The organism is Fibrobacter sp. UWB10 (assembly GCF_900182935.1).
In the GTDB taxonomy this organism is placed as follows: domain Bacteria; phylum Fibrobacterota; class Fibrobacteria; order Fibrobacterales; family Fibrobacteraceae; genus Fibrobacter; species Fibrobacter succinogenes_O.
In genome coordinates this window covers 793,218-813,612 of record NZ_FXUE01000001.1, presented here as the reverse complement: position 1 = coordinate 813,612, position 20,395 = coordinate 793,218, and the positions used below count along the sequence as shown (strand labels likewise).

The 20,395-nt window shown below is 50.2% G+C and carries 14 protein-coding genes; 10 read left to right on the top strand and 4 right to left on the bottom strand.

What is annotated here, in order from left to right; translation table 11 throughout:
* Window positions 1-79 precede the first annotated feature (79 nt).
* The 6 genes from QOL41_RS03365 to QOL41_RS03340 all read left to right on the top strand — a co-directional run bounded on the left by QOL41_RS03365 (window position 80) and on the right by QOL41_RS03340 (window position 11,791).
* Window positions 80-3,469, top strand: coding sequence for an exodeoxyribonuclease V subunit gamma (locus QOL41_RS03365; protein ID WP_283428647.1), 3,390 nt, complete (start codon window positions 80-82; stop codon window positions 3,467-3,469).
* Window positions 3,459-6,887 (top strand): UvrD-helicase domain-containing protein, encoded by a 3,429-nt coding sequence (locus QOL41_RS03360; RefSeq protein ID WP_283428646.1) that lies wholly within the window; start codon window positions 3,459-3,461, stop codon window positions 6,885-6,887. The genes QOL41_RS03365 and QOL41_RS03360 overlap by 11 nt, the downstream gene beginning before the upstream one ends.
* Before the next feature lie 2 nt (window positions 6,888-6,889).
* Entirely contained in the window at window positions 6,890-8,767 is a 1,878-nt protein-coding gene (locus QOL41_RS03355) for an ATP-dependent DNA helicase (RefSeq protein ID WP_283428645.1), read from the top strand.
* A gap of 200 nt (window positions 8,768-8,967) precedes the next feature.
* Window positions 8,968-9,825, top strand: a complete 858-nt coding sequence (locus tag QOL41_RS03350) for a TIGR02147 family protein (RefSeq protein WP_072798354.1) — start codon at window positions 8,968-8,970, stop codon at window positions 9,823-9,825.
* On the top strand, window positions 9,825-11,060 hold the full coding sequence (locus QOL41_RS03345) for a hypothetical protein (RefSeq protein ID WP_283428644.1): 1,236 nt from the start codon (window positions 9,825-9,827) through the stop codon (window positions 11,058-11,060). The genes QOL41_RS03350 and QOL41_RS03345 overlap by 1 nt, the downstream gene beginning before the upstream one ends.
* The gene (locus QOL41_RS03340; RefSeq protein WP_283428643.1) at window positions 11,060-11,791 is read left to right on the top strand and encodes a methyltransferase domain-containing protein; all 732 of its coding nucleotides are present in this window, start codon (window positions 11,060-11,062) and stop codon (window positions 11,789-11,791) included. The genes QOL41_RS03345 and QOL41_RS03340 overlap by 1 nt, the downstream gene beginning before the upstream one ends.
* A gap of 187 nt (window positions 11,792-11,978) precedes the next feature.
* On the opposite strand, the gene QOL41_RS03335 is transcribed toward QOL41_RS03340, so the two are convergent.
* The gene (locus tag QOL41_RS03335; RefSeq protein WP_283428642.1) at window positions 11,979-13,187 is read right to left on the bottom strand and encodes a hypothetical protein; all 1,209 of its coding nucleotides are present in this window, start codon (window positions 13,185-13,187) and stop codon (window positions 11,979-11,981) included.
* A gap of 225 nt (window positions 13,188-13,412) precedes the next feature.
* Between QOL41_RS03335 and rpmH the strand changes: the two genes are divergently transcribed.
* Genes rpmH through QOL41_RS03315 form a run of 4 tightly spaced genes read left to right on the top strand, consistent with a single transcriptional unit; the run spans window position 13,413 to window position 16,016 of the window.
* Complete coding sequence (gene rpmH / locus QOL41_RS03330) at window positions 13,413-13,568, top strand: 50S ribosomal protein L34 (RefSeq protein ID WP_072979488.1); 156 nt, start codon at window positions 13,413-13,415, stop codon at window positions 13,566-13,568.
* A gap of 18 nt (window positions 13,569-13,586) precedes the next feature.
* A complete protein-coding gene (locus tag QOL41_RS03325) occupies window positions 13,587-13,937 on the top strand; it encodes a ribonuclease P protein component (RefSeq protein ID WP_233144200.1) in 351 nt (116 codons plus the stop codon).
* Window positions 13,915-14,169, top strand: a complete 255-nt coding sequence (gene yidD, locus QOL41_RS03320; RefSeq protein ID WP_173654385.1) for a membrane protein insertion efficiency factor YidD — start codon at window positions 13,915-13,917, stop codon at window positions 14,167-14,169. Before QOL41_RS03325 ends, yidD begins: the two co-directional genes overlap by 23 nt.
* The gene (locus QOL41_RS03315) at window positions 14,169-16,016 is read left to right on the top strand and encodes a YidC/Oxa1 family insertase periplasmic-domain containing protein (RefSeq protein ID WP_283428641.1); all 1,848 of its coding nucleotides are present in this window, start codon (window positions 14,169-14,171) and stop codon (window positions 16,014-16,016) included. Before yidD ends, QOL41_RS03315 begins: the two co-directional genes overlap by 1 nt.
* Window positions 16,017-16,083: 67 nt before the next feature.
* Here the strand turns inward: QOL41_RS03315 and QOL41_RS03310 are convergent, their stop codons facing one another.
* The 3 genes from QOL41_RS03310 to QOL41_RS03300 are packed head-to-tail and all read right to left on the bottom strand — an operon-like array spanning window position 16,084 to window position 20,158.
* Window positions 16,084-17,013: a rhamnan synthesis F family protein gene (locus tag QOL41_RS03310; RefSeq protein WP_283428640.1), complete on the bottom strand. Its 930-nt coding sequence runs from the start codon at window positions 17,011-17,013 to the stop codon at window positions 16,084-16,086.
* A 3-nt stretch (window positions 17,014-17,016) separates the two neighbouring features.
* Window positions 17,017-19,428 carry a ribonuclease R family protein gene (locus tag QOL41_RS03305; protein ID WP_283428639.1) on the bottom strand — a complete coding sequence of 804 codons (2,412 nt, stop codon included), beginning with the start codon at window positions 19,426-19,428 and terminating at the stop codon, window positions 17,017-17,019.
* A 1-nt stretch (window position 19,429) separates the two neighbouring features.
* Window positions 19,430-20,158, bottom strand: a complete 729-nt coding sequence (locus QOL41_RS03300) for a lysophospholipid acyltransferase family protein (protein WP_283428638.1) — start codon at window positions 20,156-20,158, stop codon at window positions 19,430-19,432.
* Window positions 20,159-20,395 lie beyond the last annotated feature (237 nt).

The window sequence follows — 20,395 nt, the reverse complement described above, 5'->3', positions numbered from 1 at the left end:
GTTGATTGCTCTATATCATGGATAAACAAAGTCGCGAAATTGTCACTCAAGTGACAGATTATTTGACTATATTATCGCTATGCTGCACCTGAAATTTGCATTGAATCTGGAAAACCTTGCCGACGAGATGATCGACGCTCTCGGCAAGCATTGGACGGATCCTTTTGATTCGCCCATTGTCGTTTTTCCGGACCCCAAAATTGAGCAATGGTTCAGGTTGCGTTATATTGCCAAGCGCGGTGTTCTTGCCAATTTAGATATAGTCACTCTTGATAAATTCCTGTTCAAGTACTTGACTCAAGGGGATACTTCTAAGCAGAAGTTGACGGCAGACATTCTGTGCAATGTGCTGATTGCCTATTTGAACGAGGCGTATTCCGGCAAAGGAACGTCTATTCCTAAAGAAATCCGGAATTATCTTTATAAAAAAAACGGTGAAAAATTTTCCGGCGAAATCGACGAATCGAAACTGTTTGATTTTGCGCGCACTTTGGCAGGGCTTTTCCTAGAATACGAAACCAGCCGTCCGGGCGGATTCATTTCGCCTTTGCAGAACAAGCATCACGAGGGCTTGCTCGCCTATTGGAAACAGGGTGCCTTGCGTGACTTTTTCTCGGAAGAAAATCGACCCTTGCCTAAAGAAAAATGGCAACGCGAAATATATTCCCGCCTGTTCCATAACACAGAGGGTAAATCGCTGTTGACGCAGGTTTTCGAGGCGACTTGCAAGCGTACCGGCAGCAATACGGCTTTCTTGACGATTCCTTACTTGTTCTCGCAACGTGTTGATACTTCGCAGTGGACAAAGCCCGTGTTTATTTTCGGCCTTTCGGGTATGGGCCAGTTTTACCGTGTTATTTTGCAGCAGTTCGCCGCGGAGCACGATATTTTTGCCTTTATCCAGAATCCGTGTATGGAATTCTGGGAAGATGTCGGAAGTAAACCGGTTACCCGTTGGAACAAGAAGAACGAACCTTCTCGAATTGCGCTCCCGGCGCCCAAGGATTCCTTGACGGAAGAAGGACTTGCCGAAAACGAAAACATGTTGCTCAAGAACTGGGGGCGTACCGGCCGAGAAAATATTCGTCTGTGGTGCCTGGCGTCGGATTACACGTTTGATTTTGTTGGCTACGAATTCACGCCGGATTCGCTTTTGCATCAGGTGCAGTATCTTGTTTCGCACCGTTTGAATCGCATTTATGAATCCGAGGTGGGCGAGCTCAAATTGAGCGAAACGGATGCCTCGTTGACGCTTGCGGCGGCCCCGTCTTCTTTGCGCGAAGTTGAAAACTTGCATACGCAGGTATGCCTACTTTTGAAACAGGGTGTGCGCCTCGACGAGATGGTAGTCATCGCTCCGGATCTCGATTCTTACAGGACTCCAATTGAACAGGTGTTCAATGCGGCCCCGCGCGATAGTGAGTTCTACATTCCGTATGCGATTACGGATTACCCTGAAAAAGATTCCCTGGTCGGCAAGGCGATTGCGAACCTTCTGGATATCCATCAACAGCGCTCTATTTCGAGACCGGCGTTTTTTGACCTTGTCAAGAATCCGGTAGTGCAGTCTACATTGCAAATTACCGACAGCGATGTCGCCGCCTGGGAAAAGTGGGTGGTGAACATGAACGTTTACCGCCACGCCGGCGAAGACGATTGGAGCCGCTGCATAAATCAGATGCTGTTTTCGCAGGTGACCGATGCTCCGTTTGCCTCGGCCCATGAGCGTTACTTGCCTTACGAAGATATTGAATCGTCTGATGGTAATCTCACGCTGAAGTTTATCAACTGCATCGATGAACTCAATCGCTGGATTCGTTTTGCGGCAGAGGGCATTGAAAAGGTTCAGGCCAATTCGCTTGCGTTACTGAAAACGCATTTGGCGCATTGGGTGGGCCTGAATGCCAAAGAAGACCGCTTTGCGGTCGAAAAGAAAATTTGGCAGAAGGTTCAAAATGCGATTGACCTGATGGAATTCCAGTTCGATGCGGGCGCTCCGCTCATTTCATGGAAAATTGTCGGGCAGATGCTTTCGAGTGCCTGCGAAGATTCTCGTACGGGCAATACGCGGCTTTTTAGCAGTGGCCTTACATTTATGCGGTTCGCGGTCAACAGGGTTGTTCCCGCAAGGCATATCTTCTTTATCGGGGCGAATGCGGGCGTGTTCCCTGGGCAAAAGAAAGCGAATACGATGGATTTGCGCACGCAAACGACTCGCTGGCCGGGTGACGATACTCCGGTTGACAAGAATTGCTATACCTTCTTGTGCCAGCTGATGAGCGCTGCCGAAGGCTTCCACATCAGCTATGTCAACAGGAACCTGAAAAAAGATGAAGAACTTTTCCCGTCTTCGGTGATTAGGGACTTGCAATTCTTTATTGGCGAAAGCGCCTGCCCGAATAGTGCTGCTTTTAAGGAACGCAAGATTCCGCTGGACGAAACCCGCTCCGATGACGAACTTTTCACGCTCCGTTCGATTCGTAACAAGCTGAACCGAGTCTTTGTAAGCCCGACAGAAAATCAGGTTGCTCAACCGCAAGAGTTGCAAATTGCCTTGCCTGATACAGTGAGTGTGCGAGATTTCAAGCGTTTCTTTGATGATCCGTTCCAGTTCCAGCTTTCTCGAAAGGTGACGCTGCCCTCGGTCGAAAACGACCCCGAAAAGGAACTCTACGAACCGGTATCGCTCAATAATCTCGACAAGTCTATCTTGCTCAAGGATTTTGTGCAATCCATTTTAGATAGCGAAAAAATCAAGGATTCTACGACAGAGCAGGAATGGATTCTAAAGAAGAAAATTCCGCGTGGAGTGTTCGGCGAGGTCGCTCTCGATGATATCAATGCAGAATCATCGGTGATTTTCAACTTGATTTCCGATAGTTTCAAGGGCAAATCTATAGCTTATCAAGAAAAAGTGGAAGTTTCTTTGTCGGAAGGTTCCCATAGTTGGACGCTGCGCTCTAAACTGGACTGGCATCAAGTTATGGTTGATGGAACACACCGGTTGTTCAGCGTAAAGTCCGGCAGTGTTTCCAATACCGATTTTACCAAACTTTTCTTGGATGCGTTGTTGATAGCCGCTGCTAAACAAGACCCTGATTGTGTGACTCCCTTTGAACTGAGAATTTTCTCGAGCAAGAACGAGGAGGTCAAAAAAGAGTTTGTCATTAGCTGGACTGATGCTGTTCTCCGCTTGAAACAGATATATCACCGCTGCTTTGTCGAAAACTACCGCAAATGTGTTCCGGCAAAAATGTACGACGAACGCGACGTTCAGACTTTTGTCAGCTACCGCACAAAACTGGCTGGCAAATTTGGCGCCTGGTCTTATTTTGACGGCAAGAATCTTTTTGACCCCGAAAAATTTTCCGGTTTCTCCCGCGATAATTTCTTGAACGATTGGAATGATGCCGTGTCGGAACAGATCCGCTTGCTGGATCCTATCTGGAGCGAAGAAGATGAGCAATGAAGTTTTCGACATAGAAAAGTTTGACGGAAGCGAAAATCTTTTTATCGCGGCTTCGGCAGGTACGGGCAAAACCTACACGATTCAACAGGTCGTGGGTAAGCTTGTGGCTCAGGGAATGAACCTGAACCAGATTCTGATTGTGACCTACACCGAAAAGGCTGCGGGTGAACTCAAAGATCGCATCCGCAAAAAGATTGAAGAAGAATTCAAGAAGGATAGCGGAAATATTTATCTGCAGCAGGCTTTGCATGATGTGCAGGGGGCGCCTATTGGCACGATTCATTCATTTTGCCAAAAGGTTACGCAGGAATTCGCTTATGAAACCGATGTCCCGCTTAAGCAGGAATTGATTGACGACAGTGCGGTTGAAGAACGAATTCAAAAAATGATTCGCGATGTCTGGGCTCATGATGAACTCTTCCGGACATTTGTGAAGTACAACGGTGATGTCGATACCTTTACGGAACTTTTGAAGGCGGCCATTGCAGGCTATATTCCTGAAACAATATCGCTCTCGGGCGATGCGGGATTCCATCTCGGTGCAGAAGGCTTTGACCTCGACGAAGCAGGCGCCTTGGCTGAGGCGGTCTCATTTAAAGACCTTCGGAAAATTTTATGCATTGATGCTGCTTGTGATATTCTCAAAATCCATCAGGATGAACCTATTTCTAAATCCAAGACGGCAGGCGATTTGCTTAAGGCGGTGTCATCATGGGAAAAAGGCTCCGCCTTGTATAACGGCGTTTCATTCCGATTCAAGGTGTCGGGAAACGGCGAAGAATTGGATTCTGCACTTGGTGTTATCAAAGATCTGAAGGCTTTGCTGGATGAAAAATCGGGCGGAGTCCAGCAACTGTTACTGCATCGATGCCTTTACGAATACATTCCCAAGCTTTTTGACGCTTGGCAGCTCCACAAGAATGTGAGTAAGATTCAGTCCTTTAATGACATGATTCGAAATGTCTACAAGGCAGTTATCACAGACGATTCGCAGTTGGTGCAGTCCTTGCGTCAAAAGTACCTTTTCGCGATTATCGATGAGTTCCAAGATACGAACTTGTTGCAGTGGGAAATTTTCAAGCGCGTGTTCTTTGATGCGGATGACGGAATGCACCATATTTTGGTGGTGGGCGACCCGAAGCAATCGATTTATAGTTTCCAAGGTGCAAACGTCAAGGTCTACGAAAATGCTGTTTCGCAGATTGCGAATGGAAAGGTTCTTTCGACAAACTGGCGCTCTTCTAGATCAATGATTGAAGCGTGCAATGCGCTTTTCCCACCATTTGGTTTTGATTTTGAACCTTCCCTAAGTCCTGAAAAAGAAAAGAATGATGCGACTTATAAGGACAAAGTAGTTAAACCGTTTTGGATTAGCGAACCCGATACGGAACCGAAGGATTACGCCGAAACGGTTGTCAATAATATTGTAGACCTGTGTACGTTTAAAGGCAATAAGACTAACCTTCAGATTCCCGATAAGAATACGGGAGCCTTGCGTAATGTCAAGTTCTCGGATTTTGCGGTTCTAGCGAGAACCCGTGCAGAACTGGAAAATATCGAATACGGAATGAAAAAGGCCGGTATCCCGTTCCTGCGTTACATGGACAACAATTTGTTCCGGAGTCGCGAATGTGCAGAGTGGACTGCCCTTTTCAGGGCGATCGATGCAGACGACTATTCCGACCGAAACAGAAGCTTGCTTTATGCGGCGCTCATGACCGATTTCTTTGGCAAGGATATGGATTATATCAATGCCTTCAAACCGGACGAAGACGGCGCGCAGTTTATTTCCATTTTTACGCAGTGGCATGCCTTGGCTGAACAGCGTCGCTGGGCAGAATTGCAAGAATCGATTTATCGAGATGCCTACAATATCGTAAGCCTCAATGACCCGGAGCAACTTCAGAGCTTGAACAAGATTCGCCAAGTGGGCGACTACTCCATTGAATACCTGTATACCGCCAACGCCTCGCTCGAAGAATTGATTCGCCATTTAGACGGCCTTGCAGTCGGTAGTGAAGACGCTCTCGAAAATTCGAATATTGTCGCAAAGGGTACGGACCTTGACGTGGTGCAGACCATGACGATTCATGCGTCCAAGGGCCTTGAATTCCCGGTGGTGATTTCGGTGGCTAGCGAGCGCGGACATGTGGGGTCTTCGGGACCATATGTTTATAACAGTCAGTCGGGCGACCTTTCCCGCGAAATGACTTTTGAACAAGACGGAAAAGATATTTGCCAGCATGAAACCGAAGAAGAGTGGCGCAGGCTTTTCTATGTCGCGTTCACCAGAGCGTCGTACCTCATGATTTTGCCGTGGTTCCCGAAAGAAAAGATGGACAAGAACGGGAAAATGCGTGCCCGTTGCAAGGCCATGGATTGGTATGTCGATATTCTTGCGGGCTTTTGCGCTAAAAAAGAGAATAAGGCGTTCTTCGATTATATTCAGGACAAGCATTTTGCCGACCGCAAAAAGACCATGCAATCGATTCTCGAAACGATGCAAGAAAATGGCAATGCAGTCTCGGCGGTGAGCGTAGAATCTACGGCGCAGATTCTCAAGTCTTTCGAAGTCTGGCGCAAGTTCCCGCATTCCACTTCGTATTCGCAAATTGCCCACGGAACGCAGGAACAAGAAACGGACGAAGGCCGTCTGCAAAAAGATGAAGTAGACAATACGCCCGCAAAACAAGAGAGCGCTCCGCAACCGGTAGCGGACAATTACCCCCGCGGCGCAGAACTCGGTAATGCCATTCACAAGATTTTTGAATTGGTGGACTTCGAAGAAGTGGGCAAGTTGACACTTGCCGAAGCGCAGGAATATCTTCCGCTTTTGATGCTGGTGCAGAATTCCTTTACCGAAGAAAACCTGGATATCGAACATCATCCGGGGTGGGTGACGCGCACCATCGAAATGGTGTGGCATACGCTGAATGGCAATTTGGAAGTTGTGGAAGGCCCGCAAAAGAAAAACGAGGTGTTCAATCTTAAAGAAGTCTCCTTCGCAAATCGCCGGAGTGAATTGCCGTTCCATATGGCGCTAGATGGCGTGAAAGGGACAGAACTTCTGGACCGCTACTGCAAAGGCTTTATCGACCTTCTGTTTGTGCGGAATGGTCGCTACTGCATTCTCGACTGGAAATCAGACGTACTTGCCGATTACGGGAATGAATCGATGAAGGAACACATGATGCTCAGGCATTATGATGTCCAGCAGATTCTCTATTCTTATGTGTTGATTCGTTGGCTCAAGGGCTTTTATGCTGACTTGACGGAACAGCAGATTTTCGAAAAGTATTTCGGCGGTATTTATTACGTATTCTTTAGAGGCTGCGCCGAAGGGCAATTGTCAGGCATCATGTCGAGTACGTTTGAATCTTACGAAGAACTGAGCAATCTTTATAACGGGATTATCTAGCCATGGACAAGAATAACGAAAATTTGATGAATGCGTTAGTCGAATGTGGCGCGGTAACTCTTTTGCAAAAGAGATTGCTTGATGCAATTCCCGAATTTTGCCCCGATGCCGATTCGCATTTGATAGACTTGCTCGCGTTACTCCTTTGTAGGCAAGGCCGCGGCGATACGCGAATCCCGCTTGATTTGGATAGACTGGAATCGCGACTTTTGAATACGCTCGAAAATTTTGCGGTTCCTAGCAATTCCGCTTATATGGAATCGCTTCAAAGTGCGGTCGCGAAAATGAATGGTGGCGACTACGAAAGCGTCGTTGGTGGCGGAGATTCTGAAGAGTCTTTCTTTAAAAAGCCGTTTACGCTGAAGGATAATTATCTTTATCCGTCAAAATATTTCTATTCCAAGCTTGTCGTCGAAAAGAGAGTGCGTGAATTGTTCGTGGCTCACTCATTCGACAAGAGCGATGTTGCCAAGTGCATCGAACGTGTTGCCACATTCACAAAAGATAGCGCCGGAAATCCGGTGCGTCTCGAAGAGGCTCAGGCCGAAGCAATTCTCCGTGGTGTCTATGAAAACCTGATTATTACGGGCGGCCCAGGCACCGGCAAGACGACGGTTATCTTCTTCTTGCTGCGAGAACTTTATTGCGTGCATCCGGAACTTTTGGAACATCCGCTTTATTTGGCGGCTCCGAGCGGCAAGGCCGCTGACCGCATGAAAGAAAGCATCGTGAGCTCCATGAACTTGGTCTGTTCCGAGGAACTTGAAAATAATTTTGCGGTATACGACAAGATCGCGAAGGCAGAAACGTATACGCTTCACCGCCTGTTGGGTTATTTGCCAAACGAAAACAAGTTTTTCCATGACGAAGACAATCCGTTTCCTGAAAGCGCTGTTTTTGTGATTGATGAATCGAGCATGGTCGATATCACGCTTTTCGGTGCGTTCTTGAAAGCGATTCCGCGAAATGCCAAGATTTTCTTGCTGGGCGATGCCGACCAGTTGCCGCCTGTCGATGCGGGCGCCGTACTCGGTGACTTGCTTGGTGTAAAACTCAATTCGACCGTAATGTTGACGGTTTCCAGAAGGTTTAACAAGAATTCTGAAATCGGTCAATTGGCTTCGCTCGAAAATGTGGAAAATCGTTTTGCCTTCAAGCCGATTTCTTCGTGGAATCCTGGCGACGCACAAAATGCCGTGCAATTGCTGGCTACTTCGTCAGAAATCAACCGCGCTGAAATCGATAGCTTGCTTAAGAAATGGTTTGAGCAATACATGCTCGACTTTGCAACCTTGGCAAGTCAAATCGACCCGAAAAGGGAATGCTCTCCGCAAGATGAGGAATCTCTGTTGCGTCAGAAAGTTTGGGATATCTGCACGCATTCGAAAATCCTTTCGGCAGAAAGGCAGGGCGTTATCGGGACTGATTCAATCAACCAGTATATAGAGCAGTTCGTAGAAAAGCAGACCTTTGAAAAATATCGTGGGAAAAAGGTTTGCAAAATGCTCATGTTGGTCAAGAACCAGAAAACGTTCCGGCTTTATAATGGCGATATGTGCGTTCTCTGTTATGACAAGTTCGGCGAAAGTTATGTGATGTTCAAGAAGGGCAACGACTTTGTCTTTTATCCGACATACCTGTTCCCAAAAGATGTCTTTGAGCTGGCATACGCTTCGACGGTGCATAAGGCACAAGGTTCTGAATACGATCATGTGCTGATGTTCTTGCCAACCCGCCCGGGGCATCCCTTGCTGAATCGTCAGATTCTTTACACCGGAATCACCCGCGCCAAACAGTCCGTGACCATCATCGCCACTCCCGAAACCTTCAAGTCGGCCTGTGAAACGGTCATTGAGCGCGACACCGGTATCGAGCTGTAAGACGCGGTGTTTTTGCTCGCGGTGGCCTGTTTTCGCTGCCAAAATCATTGAAATTAGACGAATTTCGCGGATTTTCCTAAAAATCGCATTTTTGGGGCTTTGGGGGTGTTGAGAATTGCTGTTGTAAAAAAAGCAACGGAACTTTATAACTCTCAACGGATTGTAAACATTTTCTATCTATATTTGGGTAAATTATGGCTATGCCCGAAGTATTAGACTATTTGGAATACCGCGAGTTCCTGAAGGATTGGTTTGTCGAAACCAAGAAAGGCAGCCCCTTCACCTCGTACCGCTATCTTGGCCAGAAGACCGGTGTAGACCCGGCCTGGCTTGTGCGCGTGTTCCAGAAAGAAGGGCATTTGAACGAAGGCACGCTCCCGGCATTTATCCGTATTTGCGGACTTGATGATCGCCGTGCCGAATATTTCAAGACTTTATACCGTTTCAACAAGACCAAAGCCAAGCAGACTCTTTCGGAACTGTACTATCGACTCATGGAATTGCGTTCCATGGAAACCCGAATCCTGTCGACGCCGGAACTTTCGTATTTCGGCAGCTGGGCTTGTGCCGCTCTCCGCGCCTTGATTGGCATTACCAAGGATACTAGCGATATCGGCAAGCTCGGCAAGAGCTTGAATCCTGCCATTTCTCAGGACGAAGCACGCTCTGCCCTTGGCATTTTAAAGCAGCTTGGCCTTGTCGTGCCCGATGGCAACGGCGGTTGGAACATTACCGATCAGATTATTAGTACGGGTGGCGAAGTCAAGAGCCAGGCGGTTCGCGACTTCCACAGGCATACAATTGAACTTGCTCAGGAATCGATTGATCGTCACAAACCCGAAGAACGCGATATTTCTTCTGTCGTGTTTACTGCCGATGAATCTGATTTACCTGAAATCCGTCACCGTATCGAAGAATTCCGTAGAGGTTTGCTGCAGTTTGCCCGCAAGAGTGAACGCGCTGACCGTGTGTATGCTTTAAATATTGCGATGTTCCCTTTGTCTGACAAGGTGGACGACCCCGATACCGGAGCCGCTCCGCAAAACAAGGGGGTGTAATGCGCAACCTCAACGAAAATTTCTATTTTTGGAATGTGCTAAAGAATAGCCCCGCAAATATGGCTAAGTTCACTGCGACTTCGATTCTTGCCCTTTCCTTTGGGCTTGGTCTTTCGGCGTGCGGTGAAACCAAAACAGCGGGCGGTGGCCCGAGCGGTACCGAAGCGGGAAACGCCATTACAGCCCAGATTATCACAGCCGATAAAACGCCTGCAGCTCTTGCTAAGGTTCGCCTTATGGATAGCGAAGGCCTGGACGTCGAAAAGGCATACTCTGCCGAAGCCGACAAGAAGGGTGTTGTGACTATTGAAGGCGTTGCCGACGGTGATTACACTCTCGAAGCGAAACTTGACGGCGAAGCCCTGCAGATGCTGGTGAGCGTTTCTGGCGCCAGTGTCGATTTGGGCAAGGACCAACTGAAAAAGATGGCCGCTGTTTCTGGCGTGGTGGGCGACTCCGCTAACGGTGTTGTCAAGGTCCGCGGCCTGGGCCATTCCGCCAAGGTGGTCGACGGTGTCTTTACGCTGGATTCCCTTCCCGAAGGCGCCTTGAGCCTTGTGTTCATTTCGGACATTGATGACCGCGATACGAGCAGTACCTATTTGAAGGTCGTGGCTGGCGAAAAGACTGAGTCTAGCACGTTTGCCAACGAAAGTCGAGCCCTGTTGCTGGAAGACTTCCAGGATTCTAACTACCAGAATCGCTTTATGCCTGCGCGTACCTACGACGGTGGTTGGTGGTATTTTGACTTTGCCGAGAATGTGACTCCTGACTTTGTGATTGGTGAAAACCATCTCTTTACGCTTGCTAACGAAAACGGCAACATCTCGGCTCACGTGGCAGCCCATTTCGGCTATGCGACTGAAGATTCGGCCGGAAATGCGATTTCTGCCTGGGCAACCATGGGTGTCGAACTTGGCAAGAGTGACAAGGCGCTTTGCAACGATATTTCGTCGGTGGATTCTGTCGCCTTCCGCATTAAGGGAATCGGCTCTATTGTCTTTAACATTATCGATTCTAATTTGGAACCGGCTCACCAGAAGTTGATTCAGTTCGAATACGGTCTTGAAAACGAATGGGTGCGCGTGAGTGTGCCGCTGAATGGTGACAAGGGCGCTTTCAAGTGCGTGAACCAGTTGGCATGGGATTTCAAGACGATCAACGGCTACGCAGAAGTCTGGCTTGACGACGTCGAACTCATTGGTGGCGATCGCCTCTCCATTTGGGAAAAGTAGTGACAGTCCGCTCTGTAACCAGCAACCAAGACGATATATACAAGAATTTAGAAGCCGTGGTGCGTAAGTACGCTGCCACGACTTTTTTGCGTCCGGTGGCGGACCATACCCGCGAAGCGTTTGACAAGGCCTCGGACTTCGTGCGCTCTTTTTATGGGGCTAGGGCTACAGGGCGCTTGGATCTCGTGCTGGATTCGGGCTGTGGTACCGGCGAAAGCTCTCTGCATTTGGCAAAGAAATTCCCGAATGTTCCGGTCATCGGAATCGACAAGTCGGCGGTTCGACTCTCGAAAGCTGGCAATGAACGACAGCTCGAAGTTTCGGCGGGCGGTTCTTGCGATGTTCCGGCAAATGCCTTCTGGGTGCGCGCCGAACTCTTGGACTTTTGGCGCCTGGCGATTGAAAAAGTAGATGCGGGCGAGTGGCGAATCTTGCACCATGCGCTCTATTACCCGAACCCGTGGCCTAAGGAAAGCGAGGCGACTCGGCGTTTTCATTTGCATCCGATTTTTCCGACGTTACTTCGCCTGAGCCCGGTGACGGAACTCCGCACCAATTGGGATATCTATGCCCGCGAATTCGCCGAAGCCGCTCATGTCCTCGGTAATGCGCTTTCGCTTCGGTTCAAGGTGGAACTTGGCGCCTTTGATCCTGAAAATCCGGAAACCGCTTTTGAACGTAAGTATCAATCCGCCGGCCAGGAATTATACAAGGTTCTTGTGTCACACTGATTCGATTTTACTAACGTAAAATCTGAATTTTGTTGATTGAATAAAATGATACGAAAAAGGAATCACGTTAGTGATTCCCAATAAATGCGTAAGGCGAGTGAAGCAGGATTGCTTGCAAGTCTATTTTTGAGCCTAGCATTTAGTACCATCCGTGTGGCAACAAAAAAGAATTTCTTTTTGTTGGATATTACATTCTGTCTTTCATCCAGGTGAGGAATGCGCGGTTCTTGCGGGTGAACTTCACCTCGATTTCGGCACCTTCCTTCACAATGAATTCCGAAAGACCGTACTTGCTGTCCGGATTGCCCCAGTCGTAGGTGTAGCCAAGGCGTGTCCACGGGAATCCGTCTTTGCGGTAAGCAGAAGCATTCGTCTTGTCGAACCAGTTCTTGAACCACATGGCGTTTTCGCTTGTGTCTTCTTCAAGAGTGTTCGTGAAGGCGGTATTCATCATGTCGGTGTTGATTTCGGGGAAGAATGCCGGGCGGAACACGTCGGTCACTCGTACCCAGAATACGGTAAAGTACCTGTTGTCGGTGTCGGGCGACTTGCCTAAAAGCTGCTTCAAACGGATATCCCAGTTGTCCACCTTGTCGTGATTTTCGCGGAACCATTTCAAGAATTCTTTGTCGGTGAAGGACCAAAGCACTTCGTCATCTTTCAAGTGTGTGATTTCGCCGTCTTTGAATCGCTCGCCGTCGTTGTGCCAAGTTACCAGCACGACTTGAGTGTTGTCGCCGCTCAAGCTAGCCAAGTCGGAGCCTTCGCCGATGGTAACCAGCGGTTGAATGTCTTCGGCACCCAGGTTCTTTGCCTTTTCGCGAGCGGCGTTGTATTGTTCGCGGTAAAGCGAGTCGCGGTTCATGAAGGTCACCACGCTACCCTTGGTGTCGATCACGTCGCAGTACGGAATGTTCGGGTAACCGGCGGCCACTTCGTTCTTTTCGAAGTATTCGCTCAAAAGGTCGTCGTTGTGCGAGAACAGGTTGTCGTTTTCGAGGAACGAAATCACGATCTTGCAGAATCCCTGGTCCGGAATCTTCACGGCGTACGGGAAAGGTTTCTTGCCGTTGTCGGTCGTGTCGAGTTTCAGCTTGGTTTCGTCTTCGCCGCAGGAGTATTCGTAGCTGTACAGCGGAGCGATGCCTGGCTTCATTTCGCTAATGAACAGGTTGTCCTGTTCGTTGCTCCAGCCCGGTTTCACGATCACTTTCTGGGCGCCAAGCGTTATGTATTGCGGCATTACGTTTTCGCAGTAGAATGCCGACTGGCGGAACACGCCGATAATACCCGTCTTGGTCTTGTACACATCCGGGTCGTTAGGCTTGAGCCCCTTGGTGCAACCAAAGAGGGCCAAAGCAGAAATCGAAAGGGAAAGTAGGATTTTCTTCTTCATAATCGCCGGGAAATATAACTAAAATGAAAATGTCAAAATCGACAGTAGATTCTGGTTGCGATTTTTAAAGGTGTTGATAGATTGTTGATAAATTGAAGGGCCCGCGGGGGAAAGGTGAAAAATGTCCGTAAAACTTGCTTACGAGGCCCCTTGACCCCTTGATTTATCTAGGAATTTTTCTAATTTTGAGACTCAAAAATTTGACTTTTACTAAAGGTTACTACAATGAAAAGAACATTCCAGCCTCATAATCGTAAGCGCGCCAACAAGCATGGTTTCCGTGCCCGCATGGAAGACCGTTGGGGTCGTGCTGTTCTGAGCCGTCGTCGCGCCAAGGGTCGCAAGCGCCTCACCGTGAGCGACACCATCTACAAAAAGTAGGATTGGCTCATAGCCTCGTTGCGCTCCTATAGGCTGCCTAACCAGCCAGCTTATCGGCAAGTAGCCGTCCATGGGAAGTTCATCCGCACGCCGTCTTTCACGATGCGTTGGATTGAAAGCCCGGACGGTTTTTGTCGTTTTTGCTTTTTGGCAAAAAAGAAGAACGGTAACGCTGTTTACCGCAACAAGTGCCGTAGATTACTGCGGCCCCTGTTTTTTGAAAGGGTTCCCCATATCGCAAAGCCCGTGTGGGCAATGATCATTGTGAGCGACAATTCCGAGGTGATGTCTTCGGAACGCATGCGCGAATCGGCGCTCAAGGTGTTCAAGAAAATGGAATGGACCGATGGCCTGGACGCACAAGGTTAACGAGGTCGCAAAGACCCTTTTGATAGTCCCTATCCGGCTGTACCAGTTGATTCACCCGTTTTTCTTTCATGGGGTGTGCAGGTTCCAGCCGACGTGCTCGCAGTATGCGATCGAGGCCATCAAGGTGCACGGGGTGTTTAAAGGTTTCTATCTTGCGGCTTTTAGAATTTTAAGGTGCAACCCGTTTTGCAAGGGCGGCTATGACCCGGTCCCGCCCAAAAAGGAAAAGTGATGAACAAGAATACTCTCATCGGATCCATCCTTATCGGTGCCATCATGATTTGGTGGTTCATGACGACCAGCGCAAATAACGAAGCTGCCGAAAAGGCCAAGCTCGCAAAGCAAGCCGCAGCCAAGGAAGCTGCCGCTCAGGTCGCCGATTCTGCCGAAGCTCCGTCTGCAAGCGGACTCGTGCTCCCGGGCTCCACGGCCGAAGTCAAGGCTGCCCCGGTTCTCGGTGCCGCAAACGCAGCTGCCGATAGCGTCGTGAAGGATTCCACGGTTGCCGCAAACGACTCCGCCGCAGCAGAAGCTCCGAAGCCGATTGCCCAGCGCACGGTTACGGTCGAAACCGACAAGTTCATCATGACCCTTTCTAACAAGGGCGGTAAGGTCCAGAGCGTCATCGTGAAGGCCCTGCCGGATTCCGCAAACCATTTCCCCGAACTCATTCAAGATACGACTCTCGGTGCCCTCGACCTGAAGCTCGGCGGTGCTGACCTTTCCGATGTCATGTTCAATGTAGACGCTCCGGAATGGATCAATGTCGAAAACGATACCACGGTTCAGTTTGTCTTTACCGATGCTAATGGCAACCAGCTGGTGCGTAGCTACGGCTTTACCAAGGCTGGCGTCGCTGTCCGTCAGGTGAACAAGTTCAAGGGTTTCCGCGTCGAAAATTACGAGCTCTCTTGGAAGGGCGGCATGCGTGAAACCGAAATCATTCCGAAGGGCAAGAGCTTCGGCGGTACAAGCTATTTCTTTAGCGAAGTGATTTTCAAGAATAACGAAATCACCGAACGCGAAACCTTCTCTGACGCCATGACCTTCGACAACGCCAACTACTACTGGGTCGGCATGCGTCGTAAGTATGTGGCTATGTCGGTGCAGTTCGATTCTCCGGTGCCCGCACAGGTCAAGGCCAAGCACATTAACACCGCCACCGAAGGCAACCCGGATCCGGGTACCTACAGCCTCTCCATTGCAGACGCTGTTCGCGGTGATTCCGTTGCTTACAACTTCATGGTGCTCCCGCTCGAATGGTCCGAAGTTGAATCTCTCGGCCAGGGCTACGAAAAAATCATCGTGACCGGTTCCAAGTGGTTCCCGGGTTCCAGCGTGTGGTTCGTGTGGATTTGCGCCATGTTGCTCAAGTTGCTCAAGTTCTTCTACTCGATTATTCCGAACTACGGTGTCGCCATTATCCTCGTGACCTTCATTGTTCGCGGTATTACGACCCCGTTCACCATCAAGCAGCTCAAGTCGACTTCTGCTATGAGCAAGCTCAAACCGCAGCTCGACGAAATCAACGTGAAGTACCGTAGCGATCCGCAGAAGAAGCAGGCCGCTGTCATGGAACTCTACGCCAAGAACGGTGTGAACCCGCTCGCTAGCTGCACCGGTGGCTGCCTCCCGATGATTATCCAGATGCCGATCTTTATGGGCCTCTTCTTCGTGCTCGGTCGCGCTGTCGAACTCCGCGGTATGCCGGCATTCCTCTGGATTACCGACCTTAGCCGTAGCGACGTGATTTTCCATGGCTTCAGCATTCCGTTCATTATGCCCGATGGCCTCGCTCTCCTCCCGTGGATCATGGTGGTAACGACCTACTTCCAAACTAAGGTGACTATGAGCGGCAACGGCGCTATGGATCCTGCCCAGCAGAAGATGATGGTGTGGATGATGCCTGCTATGATGTTCCTGTTCAGCGCAGTGATGCCCTCTGGCCTTGTGCTCTACTGGATTGTGTCTAACTTCTGGAGCATTATTCAGTACAAGATAATTCGCCGCGATAACGGCAATAATAGTCCGAAAACCGTGAACGGTAAGAAGGTTGTCGACGCCGAAATCGTGAAGTAATTGCACTCAAAATTTATACTGAAAAAGCTCCCGATTTTTTCGGGAGCTTTTTGCATAGTAACAAAATTTATTTATACTCGTCGCCTTCGAGTTTCCTGTTTAGAATCTTGTATTTGGTTTTGATGGCGGTGCGGAGCACGGGCCAGCCGACTTTGTAGAACGCCTTTTGCCAGATTTTATCGATGGCTTGCGTTGTAGAGCTTCCGACATGTTTCGGGAGCCATTCTTTTTTAAAGTCGCTTGCAAGGCCTGCATCTATCACCATCTTGTGATAGTCGGCATTTAAAGCTTTGTAGGCGCCGTGGCGAATAAAGTGAACTTTTTCCTTAAAGTCAAAACGGCACTGCAAAAGTTTGCGCTTGATAAATCCGCCTCCTTGTGCAATCAGCTCGGGATAGGCGAACATGGCAGGTAAATGCGTGCTGTAGAGCGATGCCGTTTTGATTTCGGCTTCTTCAAAGACGCTTGCCATGCCGATTTCCAAGCGGTTTACCACATCGTAGAATGTTTCTTGCTCGGGCGTTTCCAACAGATGCAAATAGAAGGCGCCTAAGGCCTCTTGCTTTAAGTACAAGAAGAAAGATTGCAAGTGCGGGCGAACTTCGTCGTTTTGCGTGAGCGATACCACGTCGGCGGTACTTGCTTCGGCGCGGCGGATAAAGTCGGCGAAATTGTTCTGGAAGTATACGATGGAATCGTTTACGAGCAGCAGGCGAGTGATGCTGTTGAATTCCACAAGGTTGTTGCGCCCGTTGGCAAGGTCCTTCAGGAACCTGCGCCACATGCCAAAATCAAACCCGTGATTTTCGGTCAGGTAAAGCTTGATTTCGTTGTCTTCCAGAAACGACATCGTCTCTGCCGAAAGCGGACGCTTGTTCGTGAGCAGTATGACGGTAAAATCGGTCTCGGCAAGGTGCTTTAGCGCAAACCGCACATACCCGGGGAGTTTTTCCCCGGTCTGGTAGCTTGCGTAAAGAATGACCTTGCCGTTAGACATGAATTACCTTCTGCCGCCGCGTCCGTGGCTCTTGTTGCTACGGCCGGCACCCTTGCGGGAGCCTCCCTTACGCGGTTTGCTTGCCACGTGGAATCCTTCGCGGTCGTCACCACGGTCGTTGCGTCCGCCTCTGCCGCGAGAGCTGCGGCGTTCGAAGCTCGGGGCGTCGGAATCGAACCTGCCTCCGCGGGACTTTCCGCGACCGCCGCGATTCATGTGGCTGTGTGCCGAAACGAATTCCGGAACGTCATCGTCAAAATCTTCGTCGGGCTGGCTCACGTAACCGAGGGCTTCCGCCGCGGCGGCGCGGTCAGCGCGTTCGTGAACGTCGCGGTTGCGGTAGTCGCCATAATCGTCGCGCGAATCACCCTGACGGCGGCGCTTCTTCGGTTCGCTAGAGAGCTTTTCGATAATGCTGAAGTCCGCCTGACCGCGCAGAGGGTCCACCCTCAAAAGGCGCACCAGCACCTTGTCGCCGCGGCGGAACGTACGCCCGCTCTTCTTGCCAAAGGCGAGTCCCTGATCCGGGTTGAATACGTAGAAGTCATCGCCTGCGATATCGCGGAAGCGCACCAGGCCTTCGGCAATCGGGTCTGCGATAGAAACGTAGATACCCCATTCTTCGATGCCCGAGACGGTTGCCTCGAAGTCGTCGCCGATGTGGCTCTTCAAAATCCAGCAGCTGCACACCTTGATAGCGATGCGTTCGGTCTTCTGGTTCTTGACTTCGTTTGCAGAAATCAAGTCGCAGACTTCAATCACGCTGTTCTTGCGTTCGGCGTTGATTTCGGCACCTTTGCGCGCGAGTTCACGGTGACACCACAAGTCGGCGTAACGGCGAATCGGGCTGGTAAAGTGCGCGTAGTCCTGCCAGTTCAAGGCGAAGTGGCCGAAGCTGTTGCTGTCGTAATGTGCCTTCTGCATGCTGCGCAGAATGCGGTTGGTCAAAGTCTCGTCGCCTGCGGCACGCTTCACCAAGTGTTCGTAAAGCTTGAATGCCGTCGGGTTCAGGTTCGTGTCGCCGCTGCGGGGCTTGCCCAGGTCGCGCAACATCACCGGAGAATCCTTGAACAGGTCCGGGTACATGTAGTACAGTTCCATGATGTCCTTGGTATCCGGCGCTTCATGAATACGGTAAATGCCCTGGAGCTTGCGCTTCTTGAGTTCCTTCGCGCAGCAGTTGTTCGCGATGAGCATGCATTCTTCCACCCACGAGTTCGATTCGTCGGTCGTGCGCGGGTAAATCTTTTCCGGTTCGCCCTTTTCGTTGAACTTGCAGCCGAATTCGGTGCTCTGGAATTCTAGCAGACCGTCTTTGGTGCGGTTCTGTTTCAAAAGCGCGGTCACCTCGGCGAGCGCCTTGATGTCGTCGTCGCCGTTCTTCATCATTTCCATCGCCTGTTCGTAGGTGATGGACTTGGTAATCTTCACGATACTGCGGTGGAAATCCCAGCTGAGCACGTTCGCGTGCTTGTCGAGTTCCATCATGCAGGTGAAGGCGCAGCGGTCCACGCCCTGGTGCAGGCTACACACGTTGCTTGAAAGCTTTTCCGGGAGCATCGGCACAGCGGTCCACGGCAAGTACTGCGTGTAGCTCCTTTCCAGAGCTTCTTCGTCGAGCTCGGAACCTTCCGGCACGTAGTAGCTCACGTCGGCGATGTGCACGCCCAGCCTGTAGCCACCTTTGGCGGTTCGTTCCACGCTGATGGCGTCGTCATGGTCCATGGCGCCGTCGGGGTCGATACAGAGAATCGTGAGTTGCCTGTAATCTACGCGGCCCTTGAAATCCTTGCCGCACGGTTCCTTGACGCCGTCCACATACTTCTTGATAGCGGGGCTGAAGTCCTTCGGCAAGTTCGCATCTTCCATGAACTTGGTCTTGACTTCGTCCCAGCTGATGTTCATGGCTTCGGCGCTGCGGTCTACCTTGGCGAGGTAGCTGTGCTTGAGTTTTGGGTGCGGATACAGCGTGAAGCTGATGGTTTCGCCTTCCTTGCCCGGGGCCTGCCTGCGGTGGCACATCTCGTACACCTTTCCGGTTTCGAGTTCGTGCACTTCCCAGTCTTCTTCACCGGTCTGGTGCAGAATGCCGCGTTTCACGCGGGTTTCATTTTCCTTGTCGTTCTGCCTACGGCTGCGAGCACCCGGACGGCGATTGTCTTCGGGGTACTGTTCCGCAATCTTCTTCACACGTTTTTCGCGCTTTTCTTCGACGCTTTCGCCATCGCCCAGCTGGTATTCCTTGTGGCTGGTACGCTTCAACAGCCCGCGGTCCACCATGTCCGCGAGCATCTGCTTAAAGGCCATCTTCTGCTTTTTGGGGAGGCCAAGCGCGCTACGTAAGCGGCTACCGACCATCGGTTCGTCGCGTAAAATGGCAATAATCTGTTCTTCACTAGGTAAATGCTGGGCCATACTAAGCCTCCTGTTGGGCGTTTTGTCTGTAAGGCAAAGCGGATGAAATCATGTTGTGCATCTCGTCGCGCAACTGGGCGACGGATTTGTCTCTAAAACTTTCGGGCGTCTGCAACGGGTGCACCACGATTTTGACCACACCCGGAGTCTGAGCCCACTTGGTCTTGGCGAGTCGCTTGCCGCTATCGACAATCGTCACCGGCAATAGCGGGAATTCGTTTTCCTTGGCCATACGGAAAATGCCGTTCTGGAACGGGAGCATGTGTCCGTCGTTGCTGCGGTGGCCTTCGGGGAACACCGAAATCGTCACGTTGTCTTCAAGGCGTTTTTTCACGGTGGCGCCCATGCCCAAATTCTTGCGCGGGTTCCTGTGCACCGGAATGCAGCCGATTTTAGTCAAGACCCAACCGAATACGGGAATCTTCCAGAGTTCCGCCTTCGCAATGAACGATGTCATGGTAATCGAGGGCCAAATCACGTTGATGTCCAAAAAACTCTGGTGGTTTGCAATAAGCACGAACTTCTTGTGGTCCGGGATATTCTCCTTGCCTTCGATTTCGACCTTGATTCCCGACAACTTGAACAAAACCTGGAAAAATGGGATACATATGCGGGTACTGTCGGCCCAACGCCTGCAAAGCACGCCTTTGTAGAACATGAACGGAAGACCGATAACGAGAAGCCCTACTCCAATGAACAAGTAGTAGAAAATTGCACGAATAAATGCCATAAGTATCCTAAATATAAGGGTTTACACCCATAATGTATATTTTTTATGGGCAGTGGAACATAAAACTGAAAAAAATATGCTTATGTTGAAGGGGGAGGGGTCCCCCTGCTTGCAGCCCCGGCATATGTGCATGGCCTTCGCGATGTTGTTACCCGCTCACTATCACGGGAATTCCCGTGGCTCGTTCGCTTGCTAACAACATTCGCTTCGGCCATATACAATTATGCCTATAGCCGG

Bases quoted from the DNA above. Each gene is read 5' to 3' on its own strand.
- QOL41_RS03365 (WP_283428647.1), top strand. From the start codon at position 80: ATGCTGCACCTGAAATTTGCATTGAATCTGGAAAACCTTGCCGACGAG.
- QOL41_RS03360 (WP_283428646.1), top strand. From the start codon at position 3,459: ATGAGCAATGAAGTTTTCGACATAGAAAAGTTTGACGGAAGCGAAAAT.
- QOL41_RS03355 (WP_283428645.1), top strand. From the start codon at position 6,890: ATGGACAAGAATAACGAAAATTTGATGAATGCGTTAGTCGAATGTGGC.
- QOL41_RS03350 (WP_072798354.1), top strand. From the start codon at position 8,968: ATGCCCGAAGTATTAGACTATTTGGAATACCGCGAGTTCCTGAAGGAT.
- QOL41_RS03345 (WP_283428644.1), top strand. From the start codon at position 9,825: ATGCGCAACCTCAACGAAAATTTCTATTTTTGGAATGTGCTAAAGAAT.
- QOL41_RS03335 (WP_283428642.1), bottom strand. From the start codon at position 13,187: ATGAAGAAGAAAATCCTACTTTCCCTTTCGATTTCTGCTTTGGCCCTC.
- rpmH (WP_072979488.1), top strand. From the start codon at position 13,413: ATGAAAAGAACATTCCAGCCTCATAATCGTAAGCGCGCCAACAAGCAT.
- yidD (WP_173654385.1), top strand. From the start codon at position 13,915: ATGGCCTGGACGCACAAGGTTAACGAGGTCGCAAAGACCCTTTTGATA.
- QOL41_RS03315 (WP_283428641.1), top strand. From the start codon at position 14,169: ATGAACAAGAATACTCTCATCGGATCCATCCTTATCGGTGCCATCATG.
- QOL41_RS03310 (WP_283428640.1), bottom strand. From the start codon at position 17,013: ATGTCTAACGGCAAGGTCATTCTTTACGCAAGCTACCAGACCGGGGAA.
- QOL41_RS03305 (WP_283428639.1), bottom strand. From the start codon at position 19,428: ATGGCCCAGCATTTACCTAGTGAAGAACAGATTATTGCCATTTTACGC.
- QOL41_RS03300 (WP_283428638.1), bottom strand. From the start codon at position 20,158: ATGGCATTTATTCGTGCAATTTTCTACTACTTGTTCATTGGAGTAGGG.